Source organism: Arthrobacter sp. SLBN-100 (genome assembly GCF_006715305.1).
GTDB lineage: Bacteria > Actinomycetota > Actinomycetes > Actinomycetales > Micrococcaceae > Arthrobacter.
Genome location: NZ_VFMY01000001.1, coordinates 1,067,593 through 1,093,498, shown reverse-complemented (window position 1 = coordinate 1,093,498; position 25,906 = coordinate 1,067,593). Strand labels below are relative to the sequence as shown.

At 65.4% G+C, this 25,906-nt stretch carries 18 protein-coding genes and 1 riboswitch; of the genes, 14 read left to right on the top strand and 4 right to left on the bottom strand.

Annotated features, from left to right (window positions below; translation table 11 throughout):
• Positions 1 to 274 precede the first annotated feature (274 nt).
• Complete coding sequence (locus FBY31_RS05075; protein WP_160142442.1) at positions 275 to 5,818, bottom strand: DUF4082 domain-containing protein; 5,544 nt, start codon at positions 5,816 to 5,818, stop codon at positions 275 to 277.
• A gap of 397 nt (positions 5,819 to 6,215) precedes the next feature.
• Between FBY31_RS05075 and smc the strand changes: the two genes are divergently transcribed.
• Positions 6,216 to 9,803 (top strand): chromosome segregation protein SMC, encoded by a 3,588-nt coding sequence (smc, locus tag FBY31_RS05070; RefSeq protein WP_200833312.1) that lies wholly within the window; start codon positions 6,216 to 6,218, stop codon positions 9,801 to 9,803.
• A gap of 72 nt (positions 9,804 to 9,875) precedes the next feature.
• The gene (gene ftsY / locus FBY31_RS05065; RefSeq protein ID WP_142037678.1) at positions 9,876 to 11,084 is read left to right on the top strand and encodes a signal recognition particle-docking protein FtsY; all 1,209 of its coding nucleotides are present in this window, start codon (positions 9,876 to 9,878) and stop codon (positions 11,082 to 11,084) included.
• A gap of 14 nt (positions 11,085 to 11,098) precedes the next feature.
• Here the strand turns inward: ftsY and FBY31_RS05060 are convergent, their stop codons facing one another.
• Entirely contained in the window at positions 11,099 to 12,340 is a 1,242-nt protein-coding gene (locus FBY31_RS05060; protein ID WP_142037675.1) for an MFS transporter, read from the bottom strand.
• Positions 12,341 to 12,565: 225 nt separating this feature from the next.
• Here FBY31_RS05060 and FBY31_RS05055 point away from each other — a divergent pair, with 225 nt between their 5' ends.
• Both FBY31_RS05055 and FBY31_RS05050 read left to right on the top strand, forming a co-directional pair.
• Positions 12,566 to 13,921, top strand: a complete 1,356-nt coding sequence (locus FBY31_RS05055) for an ammonium transporter (protein ID WP_142037672.1) — start codon at positions 12,566 to 12,568, stop codon at positions 13,919 to 13,921.
• Positions 13,918 to 14,256 carry a P-II family nitrogen regulator gene (locus FBY31_RS05050; protein ID WP_015937412.1) on the top strand — a complete coding sequence of 113 codons (339 nt, stop codon included), beginning with the start codon at positions 13,918 to 13,920 and terminating at the stop codon, positions 14,254 to 14,256. Before FBY31_RS05055 ends, FBY31_RS05050 begins: the two co-directional genes overlap by 4 nt.
• Before the next feature lie 101 nt (positions 14,257 to 14,357).
• Here FBY31_RS05050 and FBY31_RS05045 read toward each other — a convergent pair whose 3' ends face one another.
• A complete protein-coding gene (locus FBY31_RS05045; RefSeq protein WP_142037670.1) occupies positions 14,358 to 15,761 on the bottom strand; it encodes a glucose-6-phosphate dehydrogenase in 1,404 nt (467 codons plus the stop codon).
• 83 nt (positions 15,762 to 15,844) lie between these two features.
• Between FBY31_RS05045 and ffh the strand changes: the two genes are divergently transcribed.
• Together ffh and FBY31_RS05035 are read left to right on the top strand one after the other, a co-directional pair.
• The gene (gene ffh, locus FBY31_RS05040) at positions 15,845 to 17,431 is read left to right on the top strand and encodes a signal recognition particle protein (protein ID WP_142037667.1); all 1,587 of its coding nucleotides are present in this window, start codon (positions 15,845 to 15,847) and stop codon (positions 17,429 to 17,431) included.
• 98 nt (positions 17,432 to 17,529) lie between these two features.
• On the top strand, positions 17,530 to 18,264 hold the full coding sequence (locus FBY31_RS05035; protein WP_142037665.1) for an alpha/beta fold hydrolase: 735 nt from the start codon (positions 17,530 to 17,532) through the stop codon (positions 18,262 to 18,264).
• Here the strand turns inward: FBY31_RS05035 and thiC are convergent.
• Entirely contained in the window at positions 18,251 to 20,095 is a 1,845-nt protein-coding gene (gene thiC / locus FBY31_RS05030; protein WP_142037662.1) for a phosphomethylpyrimidine synthase ThiC, read from the bottom strand. The two genes, FBY31_RS05035 and thiC, sit on opposite strands and share 14 nt — an antisense overlap.
• A riboswitch (TPP riboswitch) is annotated at positions 20,090 to 20,197 on the bottom strand. (Overlaps the previous gene by 6 nt.)
• Before the next feature lie 78 nt (positions 20,198 to 20,275).
• Here thiC and FBY31_RS05025 point away from each other — a divergent pair.
• The 8 genes from FBY31_RS05025 to rplS all read left to right on the top strand — a co-directional run bounded on the left by FBY31_RS05025 (position 20,276) and on the right by rplS (position 25,844).
• Positions 20,276 to 21,358: an amidohydrolase family protein gene (locus FBY31_RS05025; protein ID WP_142037659.1), complete on the top strand. Its 1,083-nt coding sequence runs from the start codon at positions 20,276 to 20,278 to the stop codon at positions 21,356 to 21,358.
• Between the two features lie 102 nt (positions 21,359 to 21,460).
• On the top strand, positions 21,461 to 22,336 hold the full coding sequence (locus FBY31_RS05020) for a VOC family protein (protein WP_142037656.1): 876 nt from the start codon (positions 21,461 to 21,463) through the stop codon (positions 22,334 to 22,336).
• A 113-nt stretch (positions 22,337 to 22,449) separates the two neighbouring features.
• Complete coding sequence (locus FBY31_RS05015) at positions 22,450 to 22,890, top strand: hypothetical protein (protein WP_200833438.1); 441 nt, start codon at positions 22,450 to 22,452, stop codon at positions 22,888 to 22,890.
• Between the two features lie 204 nt (positions 22,891 to 23,094).
• Positions 23,095 to 23,511 carry a 30S ribosomal protein S16 gene (rpsP, locus tag FBY31_RS05010; RefSeq protein ID WP_142037651.1) on the top strand — a complete coding sequence of 139 codons (417 nt, stop codon included), beginning with the start codon at positions 23,095 to 23,097 and terminating at the stop codon, positions 23,509 to 23,511.
• Position 23,512: 1 nt separating this feature from the next.
• Positions 23,513 to 23,755: an RNA-binding protein gene (locus FBY31_RS05005; protein ID WP_018759999.1), complete on the top strand. Its 243-nt coding sequence runs from the start codon at positions 23,513 to 23,515 to the stop codon at positions 23,753 to 23,755.
• Between the two features lie 109 nt (positions 23,756 to 23,864).
• Positions 23,865 to 24,410, top strand: coding sequence for a ribosome maturation factor RimM (gene rimM / locus FBY31_RS05000; protein ID WP_142037648.1), 546 nt, complete (start codon positions 23,865 to 23,867; stop codon positions 24,408 to 24,410).
• On the top strand, positions 24,411 to 25,223 hold the full coding sequence (gene trmD / locus FBY31_RS04995; protein ID WP_142037645.1) for a tRNA (guanosine(37)-N1)-methyltransferase TrmD: 813 nt from the start codon (positions 24,411 to 24,413) through the stop codon (positions 25,221 to 25,223).
• A gap of 261 nt (positions 25,224 to 25,484) precedes the next feature.
• Positions 25,485 to 25,844, top strand: coding sequence for a 50S ribosomal protein L19 (gene rplS / locus FBY31_RS04990; RefSeq protein ID WP_050054723.1), 360 nt, complete (start codon positions 25,485 to 25,487; stop codon positions 25,842 to 25,844).
• The last annotated feature ends 62 nt before the right edge of the window (positions 25,845 to 25,906 follow it).

The following is a 25,906-nucleotide window of genomic DNA, read 5'->3' as shown; positions in this document are numbered from 1 at the left end:
CAAGGTACCGGATCCCGAGGCTTGCCTCCCTGGACGAAGGACACCGGGGCTGCCCATCCGCAAGCCGTGGATGACCAGTCCCGCTGGGCTCCTCCGAGATCCTCGGCGACGAAACGAAGAAAAACTGACCGAGTTGAAAGTTTCATGGAGCCAGAAGAGCAATCCCGGCCAATTTGAACCTGGAATGCTCTTCTGGCTGAAATACTCCGCCCGCCCAACCTGGGCCACGTGTTCCCCGTACTGGCTGATGCGGGTCGCTCTTGCATATGGATACTTATGAAGCGGGCGAGAAGACAACATCCACGAAGTAGTTGGTGGCATTGTCGGTACGGTTGGGAACCGCGGTTCCGGAACCGTAACGGAACAGCCCGTTCCTGGCCGCCGGAGCTGTGAGATAGCCGCTTGTCCACGCCCGCGTGAAGAACGCAGAAGTGAAGGAATATCGGCCCACCGGAGCGTTGTACGAAACCACGTAATCTGTCGCTTCAGTCAGGCGGACGGGAGGCGATAGGACTGCCGTCTGCCAGCCGGTGGCAGTCTCGTTGCTAAAGGCAACCCGGGCCAGGCGGCTACCGGCGGAGTTCCAAAGCGAACCGTAGTGGATGCCGGTGTTGAGCGGACCCTTGTAAAAACGGATTCCGGTAACCCAACCGGTCCGTGAGGTCCTGAACGTTGCGCCCAGCTCGATGGCCCTGGTTTCGCTGGAGGCGGCAACTGTTGGAGTGAGGGTAGCGAAAAGAGTCTGGTCAGGAGGGTTCGTTGTGGTGAACAACCAACTCGTGGCTGGCAAGGCTGCCCCATCGGTGGAACTGACATTGACGGCCCGAGCCGTTACTTGTGTGTTGGCTGGGAGCAGATCGCTGGGTGTAAAGGTGATAGTCCTGCCATCGGTCGAGAGTGCTGACGCTCCGGAAATGGTGGCCCCGGCCACCACCAGTTCCAGGGCTGCTCCGGGCTTTGCGCTTGAGGAGAGCGTCAATGTGGGTTTCACATCCCGCGGTACATTGGTCGCATTCTGGACTGGCGACTGGGCTGTCACGGTAAATGATGCTGAGGACGGGGACGTCCCCCCGTAGACGACGTCCACAAAGTAGCTGGTAGTGGAGCCGTTGACCGGGAAAACAGAGCCATTAGCGAAGGCGCCGGATCCTTCTGTGGTGCGTAGTGGTCCGCTGGTGAAGCCGGTGTTGAAGCCGCCTGGTGTTGCTGAGTAGGTGCCGGTGGGGGTGGTGTAGGCGGCGATGTATTCGGTGTTGGCGGTGATGGGGACGGGTTGGCTGAAGTTCATTGTCTGCCAGCCGGCGGTGGTTTCGTTGGTGAAGGTGATGGTGGCCAGTTGTTGGCCGCCGGCGGTGAAGAGGGTACCGGTGTGGGTTCCGGTGTTGCCGGCTGCTTTGTAGAAGCGGAGGCCGGTGATGGTGCCGTCGGCGGCGCTGGCGAAGCGGACGCCGAGGGTGAGTGGGGTGCCGTCTTTGATTTCCATGGTGGTGGGGGTGACGGTGTCCTGGTAGAGGGTGCAGGGGCAGGTTCCTTCGGTGCGTGGTGCGGGCACTGTGGTGAAGGTCCAGGTGTTGCCTGCGCTGAGTTGCTGTCCTGTGGTGGAGGTTGCGCTCAGGGTTGCCGTGTAGGTGGTGGAGGTGGCCAGGGCGGCGGCGGGTGTGAAGGTGGCCTTGCCTGTGGCCGTGTCGTAGGCGGAGGTGCCGTTCACGGGTGTAGTGCCGGGGCCGGTGAGGGTGAGTTTGACCGTTGATGCGGTGGCGGGTTTGGACAGGACCACGGACACCGGGCTGTCCAGTGCGACACTGGACGAGCCGGCCAGCGGCGACTGGTTAACCCCCGCGAAGGGCGGATCAGCCTGCTGGAACACAAGGTCCACGAGATAGCTGGAACTCGATGATGAGCCCGGGAAGGCACCCGAATAGGTGAAGGCGCCGGATCCTTCTGTGGTGCGTAGTGGTCCGCTGGTGAAGCCGGTGTTGAAGCCGCCTGGTGTTGATGAGTAGGTGCCGGTGGGGGTGGTGTAGGCGGCGATGTATTCGGTGTTGGCGGTGATGGGGACGGGTTGGCTGAAGTTCATTGTCTGCCAGCCGGCGGTGGTTTCGTTGGTGAAGGTGATGGTGGCCAGTTGTTGGCCGCCGGCGGTGAAGAGGGTACCGGTGTGGGTTCCGGTGTTGCCGGCTGCTTTGTAGAAGCGGAGGCCGGTGATGGTGCCGTCGGCGGCGCTGGCGAAGCGGACGCCGAGGGTGAGTGGGGTGCCGTCTTTGATTTCCATGGTGGTGGGGGTGACGGTGTCCTGGTAGAGGGTGCAGGGGCAGGTTCCTTCGGTGCGTGGTGCGGGCACTGTGGTGAAGGTCCAGGTGTTGCCTGCGCTGAGTTGCTGTCCTGTGGTGGAGGTTGCGCTCAGGGTTGCCGTGTAGGTGGTGGAGGTGGCCAGGGCGGCGGCGGGTGTGAAGGTGGCCTTGCCTGTGGCCGTGTCGTAGGCGGAGGTGCCGTTCACGGGTGTAGTGCCGGGGCCGGTGAGGGTGAGTTTGACCGTTGATGCGGTGGCGGGTTTGGACAGGACCACGGACACCGGGCTGTCCAGTGCGACACTGGACGAGCCGGCCAGCGGCGACTGGTTAACCCCCGTGAAGGGCGGGTCGGGGTATTGCACAACCACGTCAACGAGGTAGCTGGCGGACGACCGGGACCCGGGGAAGTCGGTGGAGTAGGAGTAGGCTCCCGCATCGGACGCCGCCCGCAGGTTGCCAACGCTCAGGCCGGAACCGAACCCGTTCACTGTTGCGGAGTACGCGCCCGTTGTCGACTTGTATGCCACAACGTACTCGGTGTTCGCACTCATCGCCACCGGCTGGTTGAAGTACGCCGTCTGCCAGCCCGAAGTGCTTTCATTGGCGAAGGTAACGGTGGCGAGTTGCTCGCCGGCTGCGCTGAAGAGGGAGCCCGTGTGGGTTCCGGTGTTGCCGGCTGACTTGTAGAACCTGACACCGGTAACTGTCCCGCCGGCAGTGCTGGAGAACCTTAGGCCGAGCGTCAGCGGGACGCCGTCGCGGATCTCCTGGATGCCGGGAGTTGCCGCATCGTCATAGAAACTGCAGGGGCAGGTTCCGGGCAGTGGTGGGGAAACGACGGTGGTGAAGGACCAGGTCCCCCCTGCTGTCAGGGACCCTCCGCTCGATGCCGTGGCGCTGAGCGCGACCGTGAACTTCGTGGCCAAAGCCAGCGGGGCACTGGGCGTGAAGGTGGCTTTGCGGACCACGGAATCATAGGCTGTGGTGCCGGCAACAGTTGTTCCGTCGGCGGCTTTGAGGGTGAGGCTGACAGTCGAGGCCGTCACAGGCTTTGAGAAGACCGCACCCACTGTAGTGGCTTGGGGGACGCTCGAGGAGCCGTCCAGCGGCCATTGCCCGCCTGCTGTCAGCGGCGTGTTATCGACGGTGTCAAACACGGCATCCACGAAGTAGTTGCCGTTGCCGTAGCTGTTGGTGGGGAACGAATCAGCCGAACCGTACACACCTGCCGGCTCACTCCCGAATCCGCCGGCGACGGTCAGCGGGGGCTCGGAAAAGCCGAAGCTTGCCCACTGGTAGTCCTTGATGGCGTAATGCCCGTTGGGCGCCTTGTAGGAGACGGTGTATTTGGTGCCGGCTGTTACGGCAACTGGCTGTGAGAAGAGCACCTTCTGCCAGCCTGAGGTGGTCTCCGCGCTGAATGTCGCCGTTGCCAGCCGCTGGCCGGCGGCATTCCAGAGTGAACCCGTGTGCGTTCCGGTGTTGGCACTGCTTTTGTAGAACCTGACACCGGTGATGAAGCCATCCACAGTGGGGGTGATTTTCAGGCCCAGCTCATAGGCGCCCCCGTCCTGGGAATCCGGGACTGGCGGCACCTGCTGGCCAAAGACGGTGTATGGGCCGGGCACTTGAAGGTTGCGGGTGACGGTGGCTCCGATGTTGGCGCTGTCGTCAATTGCGCGGACCTGGAAGGTGGACGCCGTCAGTCCCTTTTGCATGTAGGTGTAGGTCCAGTTCTGCTTTCCCTGCGCGGGATGCCAGGATTTGCCGCCGTCCGTAGAGACTTCGACGCCGGACACAACACCGCCGGAGTCCGTCGCGGTCCCTGAGGCGGTGACACTGGTGCCGTGCGCGATGCCTGCGCCCTCTGCCGGCGAACTGACCGTGACTGACGGTCCAGCCACATCAGTGCTGGCGGCCGCTGCTGCCAGGGCCGGGTCCCTTGTTCCCGGCTGTGCGCCCATATCTGCAAGCAGGTTGATTTGTGCCTGCTGGATGCGCGGGTCCGCTCCTGCGCCCTCGCCGTCGTGTTCCTGGTCAAGGCCCCACGTCCATTGGACGGTGCCGGCACCGAACACGAGCGCTCCACTGGCCGCACGGTAAAGCGTCAGGTTATGGGTGGTCGTTCCCGGCTGGACAGTGTTGCCAAAATCCTGGAGGTACTGAACTGTTGGCCCCGTTGTGGTGGACAGCCGGATCAGCCCCGCGGGACGGAACCCGTTGTCCAGGTCTTCATCGGATTCGTAACCGACTGTGTGCGGTGCCAAAGCAGCGGATGCTCCGGTTGCGAGGGATGCAAGGGAAGTGCCCCGCCACAGCCGGGTTTTGCCTTCAGCGGCACTGACTGTGATGGGAAGGTCGGTGTAGTTCGACATGTAAATCGTCCCGGTCAAGGCATTCTCGGGCAGTCCGCCACCGTTCGCCGGTGCTGCATAGCGCGGGTCACGCCAGGTGCCGGTCCATTCCGTGCTCGGGTCGATTTTTCCGTTGGCCCAGGTTTCCTTGTAGGACGTGATGGTGCGGTGCGCGGCTCCATCCACCGGAGACGGCTCGTAGCGGGTGCGCCAATATACTTCATTGCCGGAGAGGAACTGCAGGTTCACTCCGGCGTCGCGGGCAGCTTCAACGTTGGTTCGCTGCGCGCCGGACCAGTATTCGTCGTGGCCCACAGACAGGAAGACTTTGTGGTTGCGCAGCAGCGCTCCGCTGCGGTCAGTATCGAGTCCACTGATGTAGCTGACGTCGTAGCCGTTCTTCTCCAGGAAACGGACCAGGGGGTACTCGTTGCTGAAGTAGAAGTCCCTGCCTTCCGAATCACCGCGTGTGGCGAACGGCCGGTTGTAGCTGATTTTGTAGGCACGGCCATTAACAGCGCCCTGGTAGAAGTCGGCTCCGCCGTACGTGTTGTACGCCTGCCACGTGGTATCCGAGGTCTGGAAGACGATATTCGAACGGCTGCCGTCGTTGCGGACTATGAAGGTGATGTGGCTTTGGCCGCCGGTGTCCGGGCGGGTGAGCAACGCGACGTAGACTCCGGAAACAGCGTCCGCGGGCACCTGCCAGGTGGCCGAGACCGCCCAGGTGCCGCAGTCATACAGCTCGGTGGTGTTATCGGACAGGCATTGGGGCTGTGACTGGCGCAGGGCCGACGGGGTAACGTCTGCGATTTTGCGGGCACCCAGGCCCTGGTACCAGCCGGTCCGGTAGATCCGGATGGAGTAATTGGCCGCGTTGGTATCAATCTTGAAGCGCACAGCCTGCCCGGCGTTGGTGCTCATCTCCGTGGCGAAGCCCTGAATGGAATCATCACCGGCTTTTTCGATGTCCCACTCTGAAGCAGGGCTGCCGGGCTTGGAGTTCTCACACGCCACCGCGTTGATCAAAGGAGCGCAGGGGTCGGCCGCTGCCGCCCTGGTCAGGAGGACCGGCAACCCCACTGGAAGCAGGGCCGCCACCAGTGCAATGACGAGCGGGAGGACAACCCGCTGGAGGGCTGTCAGTGGTCGCACGGCGGGGGATGCGGGCATGTGAACTCCTGGATTGAGTGCGCTATCGCGAAGCCGGTCCAAGGCGGAATCGACTCGAACCTGTGCCGCTCCCCCCAGGGGCAGCCAAACCAAGATATTCAGTTGTCCTGCGGCCGATCGTGGATGCTGCCCATCCATACTGTCTGCACCAGCGTGGATCAAGCCTGGAGGAACCGGTCCGGAAGACCCGTGTGAGACCACCAAGCCAAGCAGCGTCTAGCAACCTGTAGCTGCGACTCTAGGCTGGGCAAAAATGGGCGGCAAGGCAATTGGCGCCGCGGCGGCCAAACCCGCAGAAGTGTGTGGAAGCCCGCACATCCACCGCCTTCGACACGTGACGCAGTAGATTTGGTGCAGCGAAGCACTCGCCCACGCCATCCAGGAGATCCGAAAAGCCTTGCACCTCAAAAGCCTGACCGTCCGGGGGTTCAAGTCCTTTGCGTCCGCCACCACCTTCGAGTTCGAACCCGGCGTCACCGCAGTCGTAGGCCCTAACGGCTCAGGCAAGTCCAATGTGGTGGATGCCCTGGCCTGGGTCATGGGGGAACAGGGTGCCAAGACGCTCCGCGGCGGCAAGATGGAGGACGTCATCTTCGCCGGAACCTCGGGCCGGCCGCCGCTGGGACGCGCCCACGTCTCGCTGACCATCGACAACACCGATGGTGCCTTGCCCATCGAGTACAGCGAGGTCACCATCTCGCGGACGCTCTTCCGCGCCGGCGGGTCCGAATATGCGATTAACGGTGCAAGCTGCCGCCTGCTGGACATCCAGGAACTGCTGTCCGACTCCGGCCTGGGCCGCGAAATGCACGTCATCGTGGGCCAGGGCCAGCTGGACAGGGTCCTGCACGCCACCCCCGAGGACCGCCGCGGCTTCATCGAGGAGGCAGCCGGCATCCTCAAACACCGCCGCCGCAAGGAGCGGACGGTGCGCAAGCTGGAGGCCATGCAGGCCAACCTTCAGCGGCTCACTGACCTCACGGGGGAAATCAGGCGCCAGCTCACCCCTTTGGGCAAACAGGCTGAGGTTGCCCGCAGGGCCCAGCGCGTCCAGTTCGACGTCCGCGACGCGCGGGCCAGGCTTTTGGCCGATGACCTGGTCCAGCTGCAGCAGGCCCTGGAACAGGACGTGGCAGACGAAGCCGCGCTGAAGACCCGGCGCGCCGCCGTCGAACAGGAGCTTGAGGCCGGCCGCCGGCAGCAGGCCGCCCTGGAGCAGCTTGCCGCGGAGGCAACGCCAAAACTGAACGCCGCACGGGACACCTGGTACCGGCTCACCGCTTCGCGCGAACGGCTCCGCTCCCTCGGATCGCTTGCCCGGGACCGCAGCCGCCTGCTCGGTTCCACCGAGCCCGCCCCCGCCGGCCGGGACCCTGAACAGCTGGAGCGCCAGGCCGCGCGGGTCCGGGAGGAGCTCACCGAACTCGAACGCCACATCCTGAACAGGCGGAGCGCCCTGGAGGCGGCCAGCACAGCAAAGACGGAAGCCGAAGCCGCAGCGCTTGCCGAAGACAAACGGCTGACAGCAGTGCTGCGGGCCGCCGCCGACCGGCGTGAAGGACTGGCCCGGCTGGCCGGGCAGGTTGCCGCTGCACGATCACGGGTGGAATCCGCACAGGCTGAGCTGGGCCGGCTGCGGGAATCGCAGGCCGCCGGGCTGGAGCGCCGTGCCCGCGCGCAATCCGAGTTCACAGCGCTCGAAAACCAAGTGGCAGGCGTGGAGGAGGGCGAGGAATCCCTTGATGCTGACTATGAGGCCGCCAGCGACGCCTTGGACGCGGTGCGGCAGGAAATCTCTGATCTGAACGCTGCGGTCAGCGAGGGAATCCGGAAGCGTGACGCCCTGGCGGCGCGCCTTGACGCCCTGAAACTTGGCCTCACCAGAAAAGACGGTGCCGGGCATGTCCTGCAGGCAGGCGTGGCAGGAGTGCTGGGAAGCCTCGCCGCCGAACTCACCGTGGAACCGGGCTTCGAAACCGCAATAGCTGCGGCACTGGGGGAGGCCTCGGAAGCCGTGCTGGTCCGCGACGAAGAGGCAGCGGCAGCCGCGGTTCAGGTCCTTAAGGATGACGACGGCGGGCGTGCGTCGCTCCTGCTGGCCTCCCCGGATGCCGCCTCCGGAGCCGAGACCGGCGCCCTGCCGTCCCTTCCGCAGGGAGCCGCATGGGCTGCCGGACTTGTCAGGGACGCCGGCCGCTCCGCCGCCGCGGTGCGGCACCTGCTGGCGGGCATCGCGGTCGTCCCCGACATCGAGTCTGCCGCCGCCGTGGTGTCGGCCCATCCAGTGATCACCGCGGTGACCCGGGCGGGCGATATCTTTACTGCTGTTTCGGCCACTGGCGGGTCCGCCAAGGCGCCGTCGCTTTTCGAAGTCCAGGCTGCAGTAGACGACGCCGAAGGCCAACTTTCAGAAGTCACCGCTGGGCTTGAACGGAGCAGGTTCGCCCTCGCCGGCGCCGAGGCCCGGCACTCCGAGGCGCAGGAACGGACGGACGCCGCCCTGGACCGGCTGCATGAATCAGATGCGAGGCTGGCTGCTGTTTCCGAACGGCTGGGACACCTCAATTCCGTCCTCCGCAGCGCGGTCGGTGAAAGCGACAGGCTGGCGGGGTCGCTGGCACGGGCCGAACAAAACGTCGCGGCGGAGGAGGAATCGCTCGCCGGCGTAGCCGCGCGGCTGGCTGCCGCCCAGGAAGCGCCCCTGGAGCAGGAGCCCTCCACTGAACACAGGGATGGCCTTGCCGCCGCGGCGGCAACTGCCCGTGCCGCCGAGGTGGAGGCCCGGCTGTCGCTGCGCAGCGGCGAAGAACAACTGGCCGCCACGCAAAACCGGATTGCGTCACTGGAGCGTGCGGCGGCAACCGAGCGCCGCGCACGCCAGGAAGCCGCGGAACGTGCCCGGCGCCGCCGCGCCCAGGCGAAACGTGCCGCGGCAGTCGCTGCCGCCGTCGAACTGGCCCTGCGGTACATGGATGTGTCCGTGGACCTCGCACGGCACGAACGCGACCTTGCGGAGGAGAACCGGGAACAGCGGGACCGGGAACTGCTGCACCTCCGGGCAGCCAATGACACGTTCGCGCGGGAACTGGCCGAGCTAACGGACAATGTGCACCGGGATGAGCTGGCCCGCGCACAGCAACTGGCCCGGATCGAGGCACTCGTAAGCCGCTCCATTGATGAACTCGGAATCACGCCGGACGCCCTGGTGGCTGACTACGGGCCGGACGTGCCCGTTCCGGTCCCGGCCGAAGAAAGCGCCGACAAATGGGCGGCCCTGCGCGCCCCGGTGGACGCCGGCGGATCGGAAATCATCGAGGGAAAGCCGTACGTCCGCGAGGAGCAGGAGAAACGGCTCCGGAAAGCCGAACGCGACCTCGCCAGCCTGGGCCGCGTCAACCCCCTGGCACTGGAGGAATTCGCCGCGCTCGAGGAGCGCCACCAGTTCCTCAGCACGCAACTGGAGGACCTGAAAGCCAGCCGCAAGGACCTGCTGGACATCATCAAGGAAGTGGACGACCGCGTCCAGAGGGTCTTCACCGAAGCCTTCGAGGACACGCAGGCGCAGTTCATCAGGGTTTTTGCCCGGCTTTTCCCCGGCGGCGAGGGAAGGCTGGTCCTGACGGATCCGGCGGACATGCTGACCACCGGCATTGACGTGGAGGCCCGTCCTGCGGGCAAGAAGATCAAACGCCTGTCACTGCTGTCCGGCGGTGAGCGCTCGCTGACCGCAGTCGCCCTGCTCGTGGCCATCTTTAAGGCGCGCCCGTCGCCCTTCTACGTCATGGACGAGGTGGAGGCTGCGTTGGATGACACAAACCTCGGCCGCCTGATCACCATCTTTGAGGAGCTCCGGGAGTCCAGTCAGCTCATTGTCATCACCCACCAGAAGCGGACCATGGAAGTGGCGGACGCACTCTATGGCGTGACCATGCGGGGCGACGGCGTATCCACCGTGATCAGCCAGCGCTTGGGAGCAGAGGTCTAGGCGCGGACCGCGGTGAACCTGGCGTGCGCCAGGCGTCAATCACGCGTCATGCGTGTGTGAGAAGCTAGGGGAGTGAATGACATCCTCCCCATAATTTTGTCCATTGTTGCTGCCTTGGCGGTTATTGGCGGGCTGATTCCGGTCCTGCTCAAGACGCGGAAAAACATCAAACAGTACCCGGGTACCCGGGATGCCAACGATCCCGTACTGCCCCGCGGCGGCAGCACGGCGGTCGAGGACAGGCCGGCCACCACCACGGATGGCACTGCTGCCGACAGCGTTGACCTGACGGAGCTGGACACCACCACCGTCCCGGACGATGCGGCGGGCCTGGAAGTCATTCCGGTGGAGACGCCGCTGCCTGTGGCAGGCCGGCTCATGCGCCTTCGCGAGCGGCTGGTCCGCTCCAACAACATCATGGGCAAGGGACTGCTGGCGCTGCTGTCCAGCGACAAGATCGACGAAAGCGTCTGGGACGAGGTGGAGGAAACCCTCCTCCTGGCGGACCTTGGCACCGAACCCACCATGCAGCTCGTTGACGCCCTGCGTGAGCGCGTCAAGGTGCTGGGCACCCGGACCCCCGAGCAGGTCAAAGTGCTGCTCCGGGAGGAACTCATCAAGCTCGTTGATCCCACCATGGACCGCACCCTCAACGTTCAGCGCCATGACGACAAGCCTGCCGTGATGATGGTGGTCGGCGTGAACGGCGTCGGCAAGACCACCACGGTTGGCAAGCTTGCCCGCGTGCTGGTGGCAGAGGACAAGGACGTCCTCCTGGGCGCCGCTGACACGTTCCGCGCCGCGGCCGCCGAGCAGCTGGCGACCTGGGGCCAGCGTGTGGGCGTTCCCACCGTCAAATCGGACATCGACGGCGCCGACCCCGCCTCGGTTGCCTACGAAGCAGTCAAGGCCGGCATCGACCAGGAGGTCGACGTGGTCATGATCGACACCGCCGGCCGGCTACAGAACAAGGTGGGGCTCATGGACGAGCTCGGGAAGGTTAAGCGCGTGGTCGAAAAGCTGGCCGAGGTGGACGAGGTCCTCCTGGTGCTCGACGCCACCACCGGCCAGAACGGGCTGAACCAGGCGCGGGTGTTCGCCGAAGTGGTCAACATCACCGGCATCGTCCTCACCAAGCTGGACGGTACGGCCAAGGGCGGCATCGTCGTCGCCATCCAGAGGTCCCTTGGCGTTCCGGTCAAGCTCATCGGACTGGGTGAAGGCGCTGACGACCTCGCACCCTTTGAGGCCGAAGCGTTTGTGGACGCCCTGCTGAACTAGTCCGGCCGGGACCCTCAGGCCTTGGCGGGCTTGAGGGTCTCCCTGGTACCGAGCCACGTGCCTGCTGCAAGCAGCATGATGCCGCCCGTAACCCCGAAAGCCCAGCCATAACCCAAACGGTCCGCCAGCACACCGGCCAGGACAGGCCCAACGATCGCTCCGACGTCGGACGTCATCTGATAGACAGCGAGCACCTTTCCGCCGGAGCGCTCAGAGCCAATAACATCGGCGACGGCGGCCTGCTGGGCGGGCCCGAAGAGCCCGGAGCCGACGCCGGCCAGCGCGGAGGCGGCCAGGAACCACGCGAGCTGGTCCGCGAAGCCGATGGCTGCAGTGGCGGTGCCCGCCACCAGCAATCCCGCGATCATCATGGGCCTGCGCCCCATGCTGTCCGCCAGGCGGCCGGAGAAGGTCAGCGCCACGGCGTTGCCTGCGGCGAAAACAGCCAACGCCAGCCCCGCCGCCTCGGGTCCCGCTCCGAAGACCGCTGCGGCCAGCAGCGGAACAGTGGCCATCCGGACACCGAACGTCGCCCAGCCGTTGGCGAAACTGGATGTCAACGCGGCCCGGTAAGCCCCTGTTCCCAGCGCCTCCCCGAACTTCATCTCCGGCGCCCGCTGGTGTGCCTCAGCCGACCCCCGGCGCTGGTGGCTTAGCTGCGTCTGCACCACCAGCGCGGCAACAACCAGCGCCGCGGCGTACGCCAGGAACGGTACCCGCAGGCCGAGCCCTGCCAGCAGCCCGCCCACGATCGGACCGCACACATTGCCCACCAGGAACGCCGAAGCGTATGCACCCGAAACCCGTCCCCGGCTCTGCGGCGGAGCCAGCCGTACCACCAGGGCCATCGACGCCACAGTGAACATCACGGAGCCGGCGCCGCCGAGCCCCCGGAAGAGCAGCAACTGCCAGTAGTCCTGGGCGAAGGCGCAGGCCGCGGTCGAAGCGGCCACGATCAGGAGCCCAGCCACATAAACGGGCCGTTCCCCCAGCTTGCCGATCAGGCTTCCGCCGGCAGGGGCAAACACCAGTCGCATGAACGCGAAGATGGCAACAATCACCGACGCCTCGGTGTTGCCCACCCCGAAAGTGGTGGCGAACTGCGGCAATACGGGCGCAACAAGCCCGAATCCAAGCGCAATCAGGAACGCCGCGACCAGCATCACCTTGATGTCGCGCGGAAGCCGGTCGCGATGCGGCCGGAGTCGGGCCAAAATCCTTGAAGTGGCGCCGCTTCCGGGGCGTGCTGGCGTCATGGTGGGCAAATCCTTGCAGTCGGGCGGTCGGGTGGCGGCGGGAATGGGGAAACACAACCGTAACAAGCGCGATATGCACCATTTACTTCCTAGAGGTTGTTGTAACAGCCCGGCAATCTAAATCCTCCGCGGGCGAAACACGCCGACGACAAACTCTTTACAGGACGCAAAAAGGCGTTGGCAGGCGGACGAGTCCGCAAGATTCGATGAGAGAGGACGTGCACCATGGAACTTACCGCAGGTCACGTTTGGATCATGGTGGCGGCAGCCCTTGTGCTGTTCATGACACCAGGTCTGGCATTTTTCTACGGCGGCATGACCCGTGCCAAGGCCGCGCTGAACATGATGATGATGAGCTTCATCTCCATCGGCGTGGTAGGCGTTGTCTGGGTTCTCTGGGGTGCATCCATGAGCTCCGGCGAAGGTTTCCTGCAGATTGTAGGCAACCCCTTCGCCACCTTCGGCCTGGAGGGGATCGACACCCCTGACGGATTGATCAAGGTTGGCTACGCGGCCACCTTCGCCATCATCACCGTCGCACTGATAAGCGGCGCCATCGCCGACCGCGCCAAGTTCGGCGCCTGGACCGTGTTCGTCCCCGTCTGGGTCACGCTGGTTTACTGCCCGCTGGCCTACATGGTGTGGGGCGGCGGACTGTTCGGCCCCGAGGGCGCAGTGGGCCAGGCACTTGGACCCGCCATCGACTTCGCCGGCGGCACCGTGGTCCACATCAACGCAGGCGTCGCGGCCCTGGTGCTGGTCCTGATCATCGGCAATCGCAAGGGCTTCGGCAAGGACCCGAACCACCGCCCGCACAACATCCCGTTTGTGATGCTCGGCGCAGCCATCCTCTGGTTCGGCTGGTTCGGCTTCAACGGTGGCGCCGCCACCACTGCTGAGCAGGGCGGCCTCATCTGGATCAACACCCTCGCAGCCCCCGCAGCAGCCATGCTCGGCTGGCTTGTCACCGAACGTATCCGTGACGGCCACCCCACGTCGCTGGGCGCAGCCTCCGGCGTTGTTGCCGGCCTCGTGGCGATCACCCCGGCCTGTGCCAATGTCAGCCCCGTCGGTGCCCTCGGCCTCGGCGTGGTAGCCGGTGTAGCGTCGGCCCTTGCCGTGGGACTGAAGTTCCGCTGGGGATTCGATGACTCGCTGGACGTCGTCGGCGTCCACCTTGTCTCAGGCATCATCGGCACCGTTGCCCTGGGCTTCATCGCACTGCCCACCGACGGCGTGGGCGGCGGCCTGTTCTACGGCGGCGGAGCGACCCAGTTGTGGGCGCAGCTCGCAGCGGCCGGAATCGCCATTGCCTACTCGGCCATCCTGACGGCCATCATTGCCCTGGCCATCCACAAGACCATGGGCTTCAGGGTCTCGCAGGAACAGGAAACGGTGGGTGTGGACCTCAGCCTGCACGCCGAGACCGCCTACGAGTTCGGGGTGAGCGGACACGGCGGAAGCTTCCAGCCGCTGCACGACATGATCACTGGCAAGAGCCAGCAGGACGGCGCGCAGGCTGCCGAAGCCGCAGCGCCGAAGAAAGAATCAGCAACAGGTAAGGAAAGCGTGGGGGCATGAAACTGATCACCGCAATCGTCAGGCCGGAAAAGCTCGAAGCCATCCGGGAAGGACTGGAAGCCTACGGCGTACAGGGCCTGACGGTCAGCGCGGCCAGCGGCTATGGCCGGCAGCGCGGCTACACCGAGGTCTACCGCGGAGCCGAGTACAACGTGGATCTGCTGCCGAAGATCCGGGTGGAAGTCCTGGCCACGGATGAGCAGGCCGATGACATCCTGGACGTCATCATCGCCAGTTCGAACACCGGCCGGGCCGGCGACGGCAAGGTCTGGACCATGGACGTCTTCGAAGCAGTCCGGGTCCGCACCGGGGAACGCGGAGTCGCCGCGATCTAGGCGGCCGCAGCGCGAAAGGGCAGGCCAACCGGGCAGCCGGGAAGAGCGGGCAGGAAACCGAAAGGTTCCTGCCCGCTCTTCTGTTTGGCCTGTAGTGCGCGCTACTTCGCCCGCGCGGTAGTGGACCATCCCGCCGGGCCGGCCGAGCCGGCGTCGTACTCCTCCATCGGGACGCTGTCCTGCTGCCATGCCTTCAGCACCGGCTCAAGGATCCGCCAGCAGTCTTCGGCCGTGTCGCCCCGGACGGAGAGCAGCGGATCACCGGCGAGCACACCCTCAAGCACTTCGCCATAGGGCAGGAGTTCGGAGGCGCTCAGTTCCGCTTCGAGGGAGATCCGGGACAGGCTGAGGATTTCGCCCGGACCGTTTACGTCGACGTCGAACTCGAGGGTGTCCGGCCCGAAGCCGATCCGAAGCTGGTTTGGCGAATCCACCCCGGTAAAGCCCCGGGGGAGGTGGGGGACCGGCCGGAACGTCACCACGGCTTCCTTGCGCTTCACCCCCATCGCCTTTCCGGAGCGGAGAATAAACGGGACGTCCTTCCAGCGCCAGTTGTCGATTCGTACCTGGATCTGGGCGAGCGTTTCGGTTTCGCGTGACGCGTCCACGCCCTCCTCCCGGATGTAGTCCGGGACTTCCTTTCCTGCCACGGTGCCGGCCGTGTAACGCGCCCTGTGCGTGGTCTCCGTGAAGGGTGCGCCGACGCTGGCCGCGCGCAGGACCGTCGAAATGGCGTCGCGCAGGTCCCGTTCAATGATGCTCGACGGCGGCTCCATGGCCATCAGGGCCATAATCTGCAGGAGGTGGCTCTGGATCATGTCGCGCAGTGCGCCTGCGCCGTCGTAATAGCGTGCCCGGCCCTCAAGGGCGAGGTCTTCGTCGAAAATGATCTCCACTTTTTCCACGTGATGCCGGTTCCAGACCGGCTCCAGGAAGTTGTTGGCGAACCGCAGGCCCAGGATGTTCAGCACCGTGGCCTTGCCCAGGAAGTGGTCCACCCGGTGGATGTGGTCCTCCGGGACCAGGCGAACCAGGGTCTGGTTCAGCGCACGGGCGGATTCCTCGCTGGAACCGAAGGGCTTTTCCATAACCAGCCGGGTGCCAGCCGGAACCTGCTCCGGCCGGAGGGTTTCGCAGGCCAGTTGGCTGATACGCGGCGGCAACGCGAAATAGACGGCCGTGGGACCCTCCAGGGTGGCCAGCAGCGAGGCCAGGGCGCCGCTGGCGGTGACATCCAGCTGGTGGTAGACGGTTTCCTTTTCCAGGTCCGCCAAGGCGCTTCGTCCCGCGGGGTCAGCCGACTCCGCCGCCCCCGCGAAGGACTGATGCACCCTGTCCCGCCATTGCTCCGGCGTCCAGGGATCCGAGCCTGCCCCGACGAGCCGCAACCCGCCCGCCCGGCCGTTGGCCGCAAGGCGTGCGAGGCCCGGCAGGAGCAGCCTGCCGGTGAGGTCACCGGAAGCGCCGAGGATGAGCAGGGTTTTTACCGTTGTTTGGCTCGTCATTTCGCCAGCATGCCACCTTGCGGGCCGGCTTGGTACCCTAGATAGTCGAGTCACGATCATCCACTGAAAGAAGTGCACGGCACGTGTTCAATTCACTCTCTGACCGGTTGACAGCAACCTTCAAGAATCTCCGCGGCAAAGGCCGCCTCACTGAGGCAGACGTTGATGCCACCGTGCGGGAGATCCGCCGTGCCCTCCTGGACGCGGACGTTGCCGTTCCTGTAGTCCGTGAATTCACCAGCCGCGTGCGCGAACGCGCCTTGGGCGCCGAGGTTTCGGGGGCACTGAACCCGAGCCAGCAGATCGTCAAGATCGTCAACGAGGAACTCGTGGAGATCCTGGGCGGCGAAACCCGCCGGATCCGCCTCGCCAAGAACGGCCCCACCATCATCATGCTGGCGGGCCTCCAGGGTGCCGGTAAAACCACCCTCGCCGGCAAGCTGTCCAAGTGGCTGAAGTCCCAGGGCCACAGCCCCATGCTGGTGGCCTGTGACCTGCAGCGCCCCAACGCTGTGACCCAGCTCCAGGTGGTGGGCGAGCGGGCCAAAGTACCGGTCTTCGCGCCCCACCCGGGGGCCACGTCCTCCGAACTGGAGCATCCCGCCGGGGACCCGGTGGAGGTTGCCCGCGCCGGTGTTGAGGAAGCCCGCCAGAAGCTCCACGACGTCGTCATCGTGGACACCGCCGGCCGACTCGGCGTCGATGTGGACATGATGGAGCAGGCACGCCAGATCCGCCGCGCCATCGTGCCCAATGAAGTCCTGTTCGTTATTGACTCGATGATTGGCCAGGACGCGGTGAACACCGCGCTCGCCTTCGACGAGGGCGTCAACTTCACCGGCATCGTGCTGTCAAAGCTCGACGGCGACGCCCGCGGCGGTGCCGCCCTCTCGGTCGCGTCGGTCACCGGCAAGCCCGTGATGTTTGCGTCCACCGGCGAAGGCCTGGACGATTTCGAACTCTTCCACCCGGACCGGATGGCCTCCCGCATCCTCGACATGGGTGACGTCCTGACGCTCATCGAGCAGGCCGAGAAATCCTGGGACAAGGACGAAGCTGCCAGGATGGCGAAGAAATTCGCCGACCAGGAGGACTTCACCCTTGAGGACTTCCTTGCCCAGATGCAGCAGATCCGCAACATGGGCTCCATGAAGAAAATGCTCATGATGATGCCCGGCGCGCAGAACATCCGCCAGCAGCTCGAGCAGTTCGACGAGCGGGAAATTGACCGCGTCGAAGCCATCGTCCGGTCCATGACGCCGCATGAGCGCCTTGCACCGAAGATCATCAACGGTTCACGCCGCGCCCGCATCGCCCGTGGTTCCGGCGTGCACGTTTCCGAGGTGAACGGCCTGCTGGAGCGTTTTGCGCAGGCCCAGAAGATGATGAAGAAGATGGCCCAGGGCGGGATGCCCGGCATGCCCGGAATGCCGGGTATGCCCGGGGCCGGCGGCGGCGCACGGAAGAACGCGAAGAACGCCGCCCCCAAGAAGAAGGCCAAGTCCGGTAACCCGGCCAAGGCTGCCCAGGAGCGTAAGGACGCCGAGGCCCGCCGCGCGAATGCAGCCAAGGCGCTTCCCACCGGTGCCGCTTTCGGCCAGCAGGGGGGCGACTTCGATCCCTCGCAGCTGAACCTGCCCAAGGGCTTCGACAAGTTCCTCGGAAAGTAACAGTCCAACTCAGTAGCGCCAGGTGTCGTTTTGACCGCTGAAAACGACACCTGGCGCTACTGACTTAACATGTCGGTGCCGTGGAATAGGGTTGGGTCATGTTCAAGCAGAGGGTAGTGTTCGTGCACGGCGCCGGCAGCTTCGGCTCCGCGGCCTGGCCGCGCCAGCACGGGATGGCACTGTCCTACGACGCACTGTTCCTCCGCCGCCACGGCTATGACCCCGTGGCCGAGCCCGTTGAGTCCTCCTTCGAGGAGGACGCGAGGATTGTGCTGCGGTCACTGGCCGATGACGGCAGGGGCGCCGCCGGCGGGCATGTTGTGGCACATTCCCAAGGTGCTGTTGCAGCCATGATGGCCGCCGTTGAACGTCCCGACCTGGTCTTTTCCCTGACGCTGGTGGAGCCGGCCTGCCTGTCGCTTACCGCCGAACTGCCGGCCACCGCGGCCCACATCGGCCTCATGCAGCCCCTGTTCGACGCCCGGCGCCAGATGAGCGACCAGGATTTCCAGCGGGAGTTCGTCCGGCGCGTCTATGCCACGGATCTTCAGCAACCGGCCACGGCCGAGGAGAAGCGCTCCGCCAGGCGGCTCCGGCTGCAGGCGCCGGCCTGGGAGGCCCCGCTGCACATTGTTCCCGGCGTGCCCACCCTGGTCCTCACCGGGGGATGGGAGCCGCTGTACGAGGAGATTGCGGGGTACCTGCGGGAGACCGGCGCCCTGCACCGCACAGCGGCGGGAGGGCACCGGCCCCATGACTCCCCGGAGGGGGACCGCATCATCCGATCCTTCATCCGGGACGTGAGCAGGGTGCAGGCGGCTAGGGCGTCCTGACGCCCTGGCCCCCGGCGGGGACGCTCAGCTCCGGCAGGTAGACCTTGCCGCCGGCGGCCAGGAATTCCTCGCTCTTTCCGCGCATTCCCGCCGCAGCTTCAGCCAGTGCCGCCTGCGAAGCGGCGGAACCGTATTCGTCCCGGATATCCTGGCTGATCCGCATGGAGCAGAACTTGGGACCGCACATGGAGCAGAAATGGGCTGTCTTGGCCGGTTCGGCAGGCAGTGTCTCGTCATGGAAGGCCTCGGCCGTCACCGGGTCCAGGGACAACGCAAACTGGTCGCGCCAGCGGAACTCGAACCGCGCCTTGGACAGGGCGTCATCGCGTTCGTGCGCACCGGGGTGGCCCTTGGCGAGGTCGGCTGCGTGGGCTGCGATCTTGTACGTGATCACCCCGGTTTTGACATCGTCCTTGTTGGGCAGGCCCAGGTGTTCCTTCGGGGTGACGTAGCACAGCATGGCCGTGCCGTAGCGGGCGATTTCGGTGGCACCGATGGCCGACGTGATGTGGTCATAGCCGGGCGCCACATCGGTGACCAGCGGCCCCAGCGTGTAGAACGGGGCGCCCTTGCACAGCTCCTGCTGGCGTTCGACGTTCTCCCTCACCAGGTGGAACGGAACATGGCCGGGGCCCTCCACCATCACCTGCACGTCGTATTCCCACGCGCGCTGCGTCAGCTCGGCCAGCGTATCCAGTTCGGCGAACTGCGCCGCATCGTTGGCGTCCGCCGTCGCTCCCGGCCGCAGCCCGTCACCCAAGGAAAACGCGACGTCGTACCTGGCAAAGATTTCGCAGAGCTCGTCAAAGTGCGTGTAGAGGAAGTTCTCCTGGTGGTGCGCCAGGCACCAGCCGGCCATGATGGAACCACCACGGGAGACGATCCCGGTCACCCGGTTGGCGGTCAGGGGAACGTAACGGAGCAGGACACCGGCGTGGATGGTCATGTAGTCCACGCCCTGTTCGCACTGCTCAATAACGGTGTCGCGGAAAATCTCCCAGGTGAGCGCGTTCGCTTCGCCGTTGACCTTCTCGAGGGCCTGGTAGATGGGGACGGTTCCGATCGGAACCGGAGAGTTGCGGATGATCCATTCCCTCGTGGTGTGGATGTCGTCGCCGGTGGACAGGTCCATCACGGTATCCGCGCCCCACTGGGTGGCCCACTGCAGCTTGTCTACTTCCTCGGCAATCGAACTGGTGACCGCCGAGTTGCCGATGTTCGCGTTGATTTTCACTAGGAATGCCTTGCCGATGATCATCGGCTCGGACTCGGGATGGTTGATGTTGTTGGGAATGATGGCCCGGCCGGCTTCTACTTCACTGCGGACCAATTCGACGTCGCAGTTTTCCCGCAACGCCACAAACCGCATCTCCGGGGTAATAACACCCTGCCGTGCGTAGTGCATCTGGGTCACGGTCTTACCGTCGACGGCGCGGCGGGGCACCGGCCGCGCGCCCTTCCACTCCGCGCTGGCCGCCCCGCGGCGGACAGCCGAGCGGCCGTCGTCGAGCAGATTCCGCCCGCGGCCGCCGTAGGTTTCCGTGTCGCCGCGGGCGTCGATCCACTCCGAGCGGAACGGGGTGAGGCCGCGGACGGGATCACTGCCCGGCCCGGCGGTGCGGTAGACCCGGAAAGGGCCGTTGGGCTGCCCATTCGGTGAATCCGCCAGCGCTATTTCCGTGACCGGCACCCGGATTCCGGCCGCCCCGTCCTGGACAAACGCCAGGGAATGGGATTTCAGCGACTGCGTGACAGGAGGCTGGTCCTGGCCGTCCGCCGCCGTGCCGGACTGATTTTGGGCAGGGTTAAGCTGTGCATTTGATGTACTCAAGGAATACTCACTTCCTTCGCCGGCATTACCCGGACAGGTTCAACGGTCGCAGGCTGCGTCAGCCCGATCTCAGCCCCTGCAAGGGCACCCGTGTGGTCAGGAACGAAGCTACCACAGCCTTCGGGAAGGGCCCCGTCACATTGCCGGTGCTAGCCTGACTGGCGAGGAAGAGGAGCGCGGATGCCGCAGATTATCGAATTCAGCGGCCCGGTGCTGACCGGGCCCCATAGTGAGCGGCGGGGCCTGTGGTCCGTTGACGGGCTGTTGACGTTCACGCGGCCGGAGCACAGGCCGAACCGCGTGCTGGACGGCTGGGTCCTGCCGGGCTTCGTGGATGCCCATTGCCACATCGGCCTGGGCCCCGGCGGCCCCGTGGATGCCGAGGTTGCCGAGGGGCAGGCGCGGGCTGACCTGGCGGCCGGCACGCTGCTGGTCCGGGACGCGGGTTCCCCGGCAGACACCCGCTGGATGCAGGGCGGCCGGGATTTCCCGATGCTGCTCCGTGCCGGCAGGCATGTTGCCAGGACCCGCCGGTACCTCCGGGGCTTCGCGGAGGAAGTGGAACCCGACGGGCTGGTCGAAGCCGTCCGGAAGCAGGCGCGCGACGGCGACGGCTGGGTCAAGCTCGTGGGGGACTGGATAGACCGCGGCGCCGGTGACCTGGCGCCGTCGTTTCCCGCCGCCGTCGTCAGGGACGCCGTCCAGGCGGTGCACGACGAAGGCGCCCGGATCACCGCGCACTGCTTTGCTGAAGAAACGCTGGACCAGATGCTGGACGCGGATATCGACTGCATAGAACATGCCACCGGACTGCTGCCCCGGCACCTTCCGCGGTTCGCTGAGCAGGGTGTTCCCATTGTGCCCACCCTCATCAACATCGCCACTTTTCCGGACATCGCGGCGCAGGCGGAGCACAAGTTCCCCCGGTACGCGGCCCATATGCGTGCACTGTGGGAACGCCGTGCGGAGCGGGTGGCGGAGGCGTTCGAGGCCGGGGCGACGATCTACGCCGGTACTGACGCGGGCAGCGTCATCCGGCACGGAAGGATCGGGGACGAAATCCTGGCTCTCCACCACGCCGGACTTCCCGTCACCGCCGCCCTCGACGCGGCGTGTTGGGGCGCGCGGGAGTGGCTGGGCGCCGAAGCGCTCGACGAAGGTGCCCGGGCCGACGTCGTACTGTGCAGGGAAGATCCGCGGCAGGTTCCCGAAACGGTGCAGCAGTTGGCCCACGTGGTGCTGGGAGGGCGCATCATGCGCTGAGGCACAAAGTCACGAAAGCCACTTGGAATAAATTGAAGCTTCAAGTAATTTTAATAGTGACAGGCCCACCAACCCGACGGGCCACAGCACCGGGAGTTTTCAATGACTGCAGAAGCCGCCACCCAGGATCTTCTTCCTGCCGACCTCACCATGGGCACCGTGATGCTCAAGGTGGGCGACATGAAGGTCATGACCGACTACTACCAGCGTGCCCTTGGCCTTGAGGTTGTTGCTGAACAGGACGGCGGGCTTTACCTCGGCCGGCTCAAGAAGCCGCTGGTCCACCTTGCACCCGCCCCCGGACTGAACCTCCCGGGCAGGGGAGAGGCGGGGCTCTTCCACACGGCCCTGCTTTTTGAGAACCAGGCCGACCTCGCCGCCACCATCGCCACTGCCGCGCAGTTCGAGCCCCGCTCCTTCACAGGCAGCGCCGACCACCTCGTCAGCGAGGCCTTCTACTTCAATGATCCCGAAGGCAACGGGATTGAGCTCTACTGGGACCGCCCAAGGAGCAACTGGTCATGGAACGGTACGGACGTGGTGATGGACAGCCTGGCCCTGCCGCCGCAGCGCTACCTGGAGCAGCACCTCACCGAGGAGTCCCTCGAGCGCCAGCGCGGAACCGTGGCGGGAGTGGGCCATGTCCACCTCCAGGTGGGCGACGTCCAGCGGGCCCGCGATTTCTACGTAGACATCCTCGGGTTCGAAAAAACCGCGGGCTGGCACGGGCAGGCACTCTTTGTCTCGGCCGGGCGCTACCACCACCACATGGCCATGAACGTCTGGAACAGCCGCGGCGCCGGTCCCCGCAAGGATACGTTGGGCCTTGGCGAGGTGCTTATCGAGGTTCCGGCCGGGGATGACGTCGGGGCGCTGGCTGACCGGCTGAAGGTCGCCGGGGTGCCCGCCCACCACACCGGTGCGGAACTGCGGTTTGAGGATCCCTGGCGCAACAGCATCCGGGTCGCGGTCCGCTAAGGCTGCCGATGCCCGGACAGCCGGGGCCCGTGTACTAGGCTGAAACCGAACGGCGGGGTGGCGGATTCTGCCTCCTGATGTGCCGGACCGTCGACGGAATGAGGGTAATTCCCATGGGCTTCACCGAGATCTTTGTCGCTGACCATGCGGGCGCGCTGAAGCGCGCCGGGGTGCTGGATCAGGGCAGCAGCGCTCCAGCCGGCCAGGCGGTCAGGATCGAGGGAATCAGCGACTTTGAGGTCGAACAACTGGGGGACCTTGCCGGTACAGCCGTACACGCCGGCGGCGCCGACTACGAGCTGACCATGGTGGATGTGGCGAGCGATTCGCTGCTGGCCGTTCCGCCGGCCATGGTCCGTGCCCTGGCGGACCTGATCTCCTATGAAACCGAGGGGGAAGGCAACGTCCTGGACGACGTTGCCGAGCAGTGGGCCGCCCAGGACGACATGCCGTTCGATGCAGCGCGGGCGCGGACCTATGTGCAGCAGCTGGCCGAACTTGCGGCCGCCGTCGATGATTCGGAGCGCACAGGCCTGTACGTCTGGTCCGCCTGACCTGGCTCCCGCTTCCTGCGGATGGTGCCGGATGCGTGTCAAGTCGAAATCCGGGCGCTCATCTGGCACAATAAACAGGTACTCGATCTGCGTGGCCCCTCTCTCCGCGTCCGGATCCTGTCCTTCGAGCCCGCAAGTACGGCCCGCCCCACGGGTGCAGAACGTCGGGTTCACCCCCTTTCTGAAACAGGAGTGACCACAAAAGTGGCCGTAAAGATTCGCCTTAAGCGCTTTGGCAAAATGCGCGCACCGTACTACCGCATCGTCGTCGCAGACTCACGCACCAAGCGTGACGGCCGCGCCATCGAGGAAATCGGCAAGTACCACCCCACCGAAGAGCCCTCATACATCGAGGTCAACTCTGAGCGTGCCCAGTACTGGCTCTCCGTTGGCGCCCAGCCGTCGGAGCAGGTTGCCGCGATCCTCAAGATCACCGGTGACTGGCAGAAGTTCAAGGGCCTCCCGGGCCAGGAAGGCACCCTGAAGACCAAGACTCAGAAGGAAGCCTTCGTTGCCCCGGAGAAGGGTTCCGTGATCATCCCGGAAGCCATCACCAAGAAGGCATCCAAGTCTGACGCAGCCGAGGCACCGGCCGAAGCAGAGACCACCGAGGCTGAGTAAATTGCTGGCAGAAGCGCTGGAACACCTGGTCCGGGGAATCGTCGATTCCCCGGATGACGTCAAGGTCAGCTCGAAGAACAACCGCCGCGGGGACACCCTCGAGGTGCGGGTTCATCAGGACGACCTCGGACGGGTGATCGGCCGCCAGGGCCGCACGGCACGCGCACTGCGCACCGTTGTGGCTGCCCTGGCCGGCGGCGAACCGGTAAGGGTCGACGTCGTCGACACAGACCGCCGCCGCTGAGCGCTCGGCAACATCAGCTTTGCTCCGGCCCCTCCACCCCTGGTGGAGGGGCCGGAGTGCTTTCACCGGAACACCCCAGACGAACAGACACATCGGAACAGAGGAACACATGCAGCTTCAGGTGGCACGAATCGGCAAACCCCACGGCATCCGGGGGGAAGTAACGGTCCAGGTCCTGACCGACGCCCCTGAAGACAGGTTTGTGCCGGGCACGGAATTCGTGGTGGAACCGGCCTCGGCCGGCCCGCTGACCGTTATCAGCGCCCGCTGGAACAAGGACATCCTCCTGCTCGGCTTTGAGGAAATTGAAACCCGCAATGAAGCGGAAGCCCTGCGCGGCGCCAAGCTCTTCATCGAGACCGAAGAACTGGATGAGGACGACGACGAAGGCTGGTACGAGCACGAACTGGTGGGACTCGAGGCCCGCGTGGGTTCCCGGGTGGTGGGCAAGGTTGCCGCGCTCAACACCATGCCGGTCCAGGACCTGCTGGTAGTCACCACCCCCAACGGCGAGGAAGTGCTCATTCCTTTCGTTGAGCAGATCGTGCCCGAGGTCAACATCGAGGAAGGGTTCGTCCTCCTTACCCCGCCGGACGGCCTGTTCGAGCTCAACTCGGACCAGGATGCCGGCGCCGATCCGGAAAGCAAGGCTTAAATGCGGATCGACGTCGTCAGTATCTTCCCCGAGTACCTGGCGCCGCTGGAACTCTCCCTGATCGGCAAGGCCCGCCAGGACGGGCTGCTGGACCTGCACGTCCACGACCTCCGCGCCTTCACTACCGACAGGCACCGGACTGTGGATGACACCCCTTATGGCGGCGGCGCGGGGATGGTGATGAAGGCTGAGCCCTGGGCGCAGGCCCTGTCATCGATCGCCGAGGGGCGCCCCGAAGGGGCAGGCAAACCGGTCCTGATCGTCCCCTCGCCGGCGGGGGAGCGGTTCACCCAGGCCCTCGCGTACGAATTGGCCGAACAGGAACACCTCGCGTTTGCCTGCGGACGCTACGAGGGCATCGATGAGCGGGTCATCGAATGGGCCCGGGAACATTTCACCGTCCGGCCTGTCAGCCTTGGCGATTACGTCCTGAACGGCGGCGAGGTGGCGGTCCTGGCCATGGTGGAGGCCATCGGCAGGCTCCTGCCCGGCGTGGTGGGCAATCCCGAGTCGCTGGTGGAGGAGTCCCACTCCGACGGGCTGCTGGAGTACCCCGTCTACACCAAACCGTCCGCCTGGCGGGAGCGGGAAGTGCCGGCAGTCCTGCTCAGCGGAAACCACGGCAAGATCGCCCAGTGGCGCCGGCACGAACAGTTCCGCCGGACGGCCGAACGCCGCCCGGACCTGCTCGAAACGTTCGACGCCGGAAAGCTGCCCCGTGCCGACCGCACCGCGCTGCAGGACCTGGGGTACGACGTCGTCGACGGCCGCCTGCGGCGCCGCCCTGCCCAACCGGACGAACAGCAGGACTGACCGGCCCGCAGCCCCGCCGCCCTCTCGCTTCCGGGATTGGCTGTCCGCCGCGGACTGTGGCAAAATTAGTCTTTGTGTCTGCTGGGTCCGCACCTGCCACAGGGGGAGCGCAACCAACAGCTTAGACAACCGGCCACCTCAATCAGTGAAGTGGCCGGACCACTAAACTTTCGGCAGCAATCTCCGGTGCGCCAACAGCGTCCGGGCTTGACTTCCGTGACCCAAAGTGAATGACCTGTGGCGTTTACCAGGAGTGCAATCATGCATATTCTCGATTCCGTAGATGCAGCCTCGCTGCGCACCGATGTTCCGGCGTTCCGCGCCGGTGACACCCTCAAGGTTCACGTGAACATCATTGAAGGCAAGAACACCCGTGTCCAGGTATTCCAGGGCTTCGTCCTGGGCCGCCAGGGCGAGGGCGTCCGCGAGACCTTCACCGTCCGCAAGGTGTCCTTCGGTGTCGGCGTGGAGCGTACCTTCCCGGTGCACTCCCCGATCATCGAAAAGATCGAGGTCGTTACCAAGGGTGACGTCCGGCGCGCCAAGCTGTACTACATGCGCGCACTGCGCGGTAAGGCTGCGAAGATCAAGGAAAAGCGCGACTTCAGCACCGCCAAGTAAGTCCCACCGGACCTACCCAGGCAGGGCCGCAGCCGTACCCGGCCAGCGCCGGAGCCATGCAC

Bases quoted from the DNA above. Each gene is read 5' to 3' on its own strand.
- FBY31_RS05075 (WP_160142442.1), bottom strand. From the start codon at position 5,818: ATGCCCGCATCCCCCGCCGTGCGACCACTGACAGCCCTCCAGCGGGTT.
- FBY31_RS05060 (WP_142037675.1), bottom strand. From the start codon at position 12,340: ATGACGCCAGCACGCCCCGGAAGCGGCGCCACTTCAAGGATTTTGGCC.
- FBY31_RS05055 (WP_142037672.1), top strand. From the start codon at position 12,566: ATGGAACTTACCGCAGGTCACGTTTGGATCATGGTGGCGGCAGCCCTT.
- FBY31_RS05050 (WP_015937412.1), top strand. From the start codon at position 13,918: ATGAAACTGATCACCGCAATCGTCAGGCCGGAAAAGCTCGAAGCCATC.
- FBY31_RS05045 (WP_142037670.1), bottom strand. From the start codon at position 15,761: ATGACGAGCCAAACAACGGTAAAAACCCTGCTCATCCTCGGCGCTTCC.
- FBY31_RS05035 (WP_142037665.1), top strand. From the start codon at position 17,530: ATGTTCAAGCAGAGGGTAGTGTTCGTGCACGGCGCCGGCAGCTTCGGC.
- FBY31_RS05025 (WP_142037659.1), top strand. From the start codon at position 20,276: ATGCCGCAGATTATCGAATTCAGCGGCCCGGTGCTGACCGGGCCCCAT.
- FBY31_RS05020 (WP_142037656.1), top strand. From the start codon at position 21,461: ATGACTGCAGAAGCCGCCACCCAGGATCTTCTTCCTGCCGACCTCACC.
- FBY31_RS05015 (WP_200833438.1), top strand. From the start codon at position 22,450: ATGGGCTTCACCGAGATCTTTGTCGCTGACCATGCGGGCGCGCTGAAG.
- rimM (WP_142037648.1), top strand. From the start codon at position 23,865: ATGCAGCTTCAGGTGGCACGAATCGGCAAACCCCACGGCATCCGGGGG.
- trmD (WP_142037645.1), top strand. From the start codon at position 24,411: ATGCGGATCGACGTCGTCAGTATCTTCCCCGAGTACCTGGCGCCGCTG.
- rplS (WP_050054723.1), top strand. From the start codon at position 25,485: ATGCATATTCTCGATTCCGTAGATGCAGCCTCGCTGCGCACCGATGTT.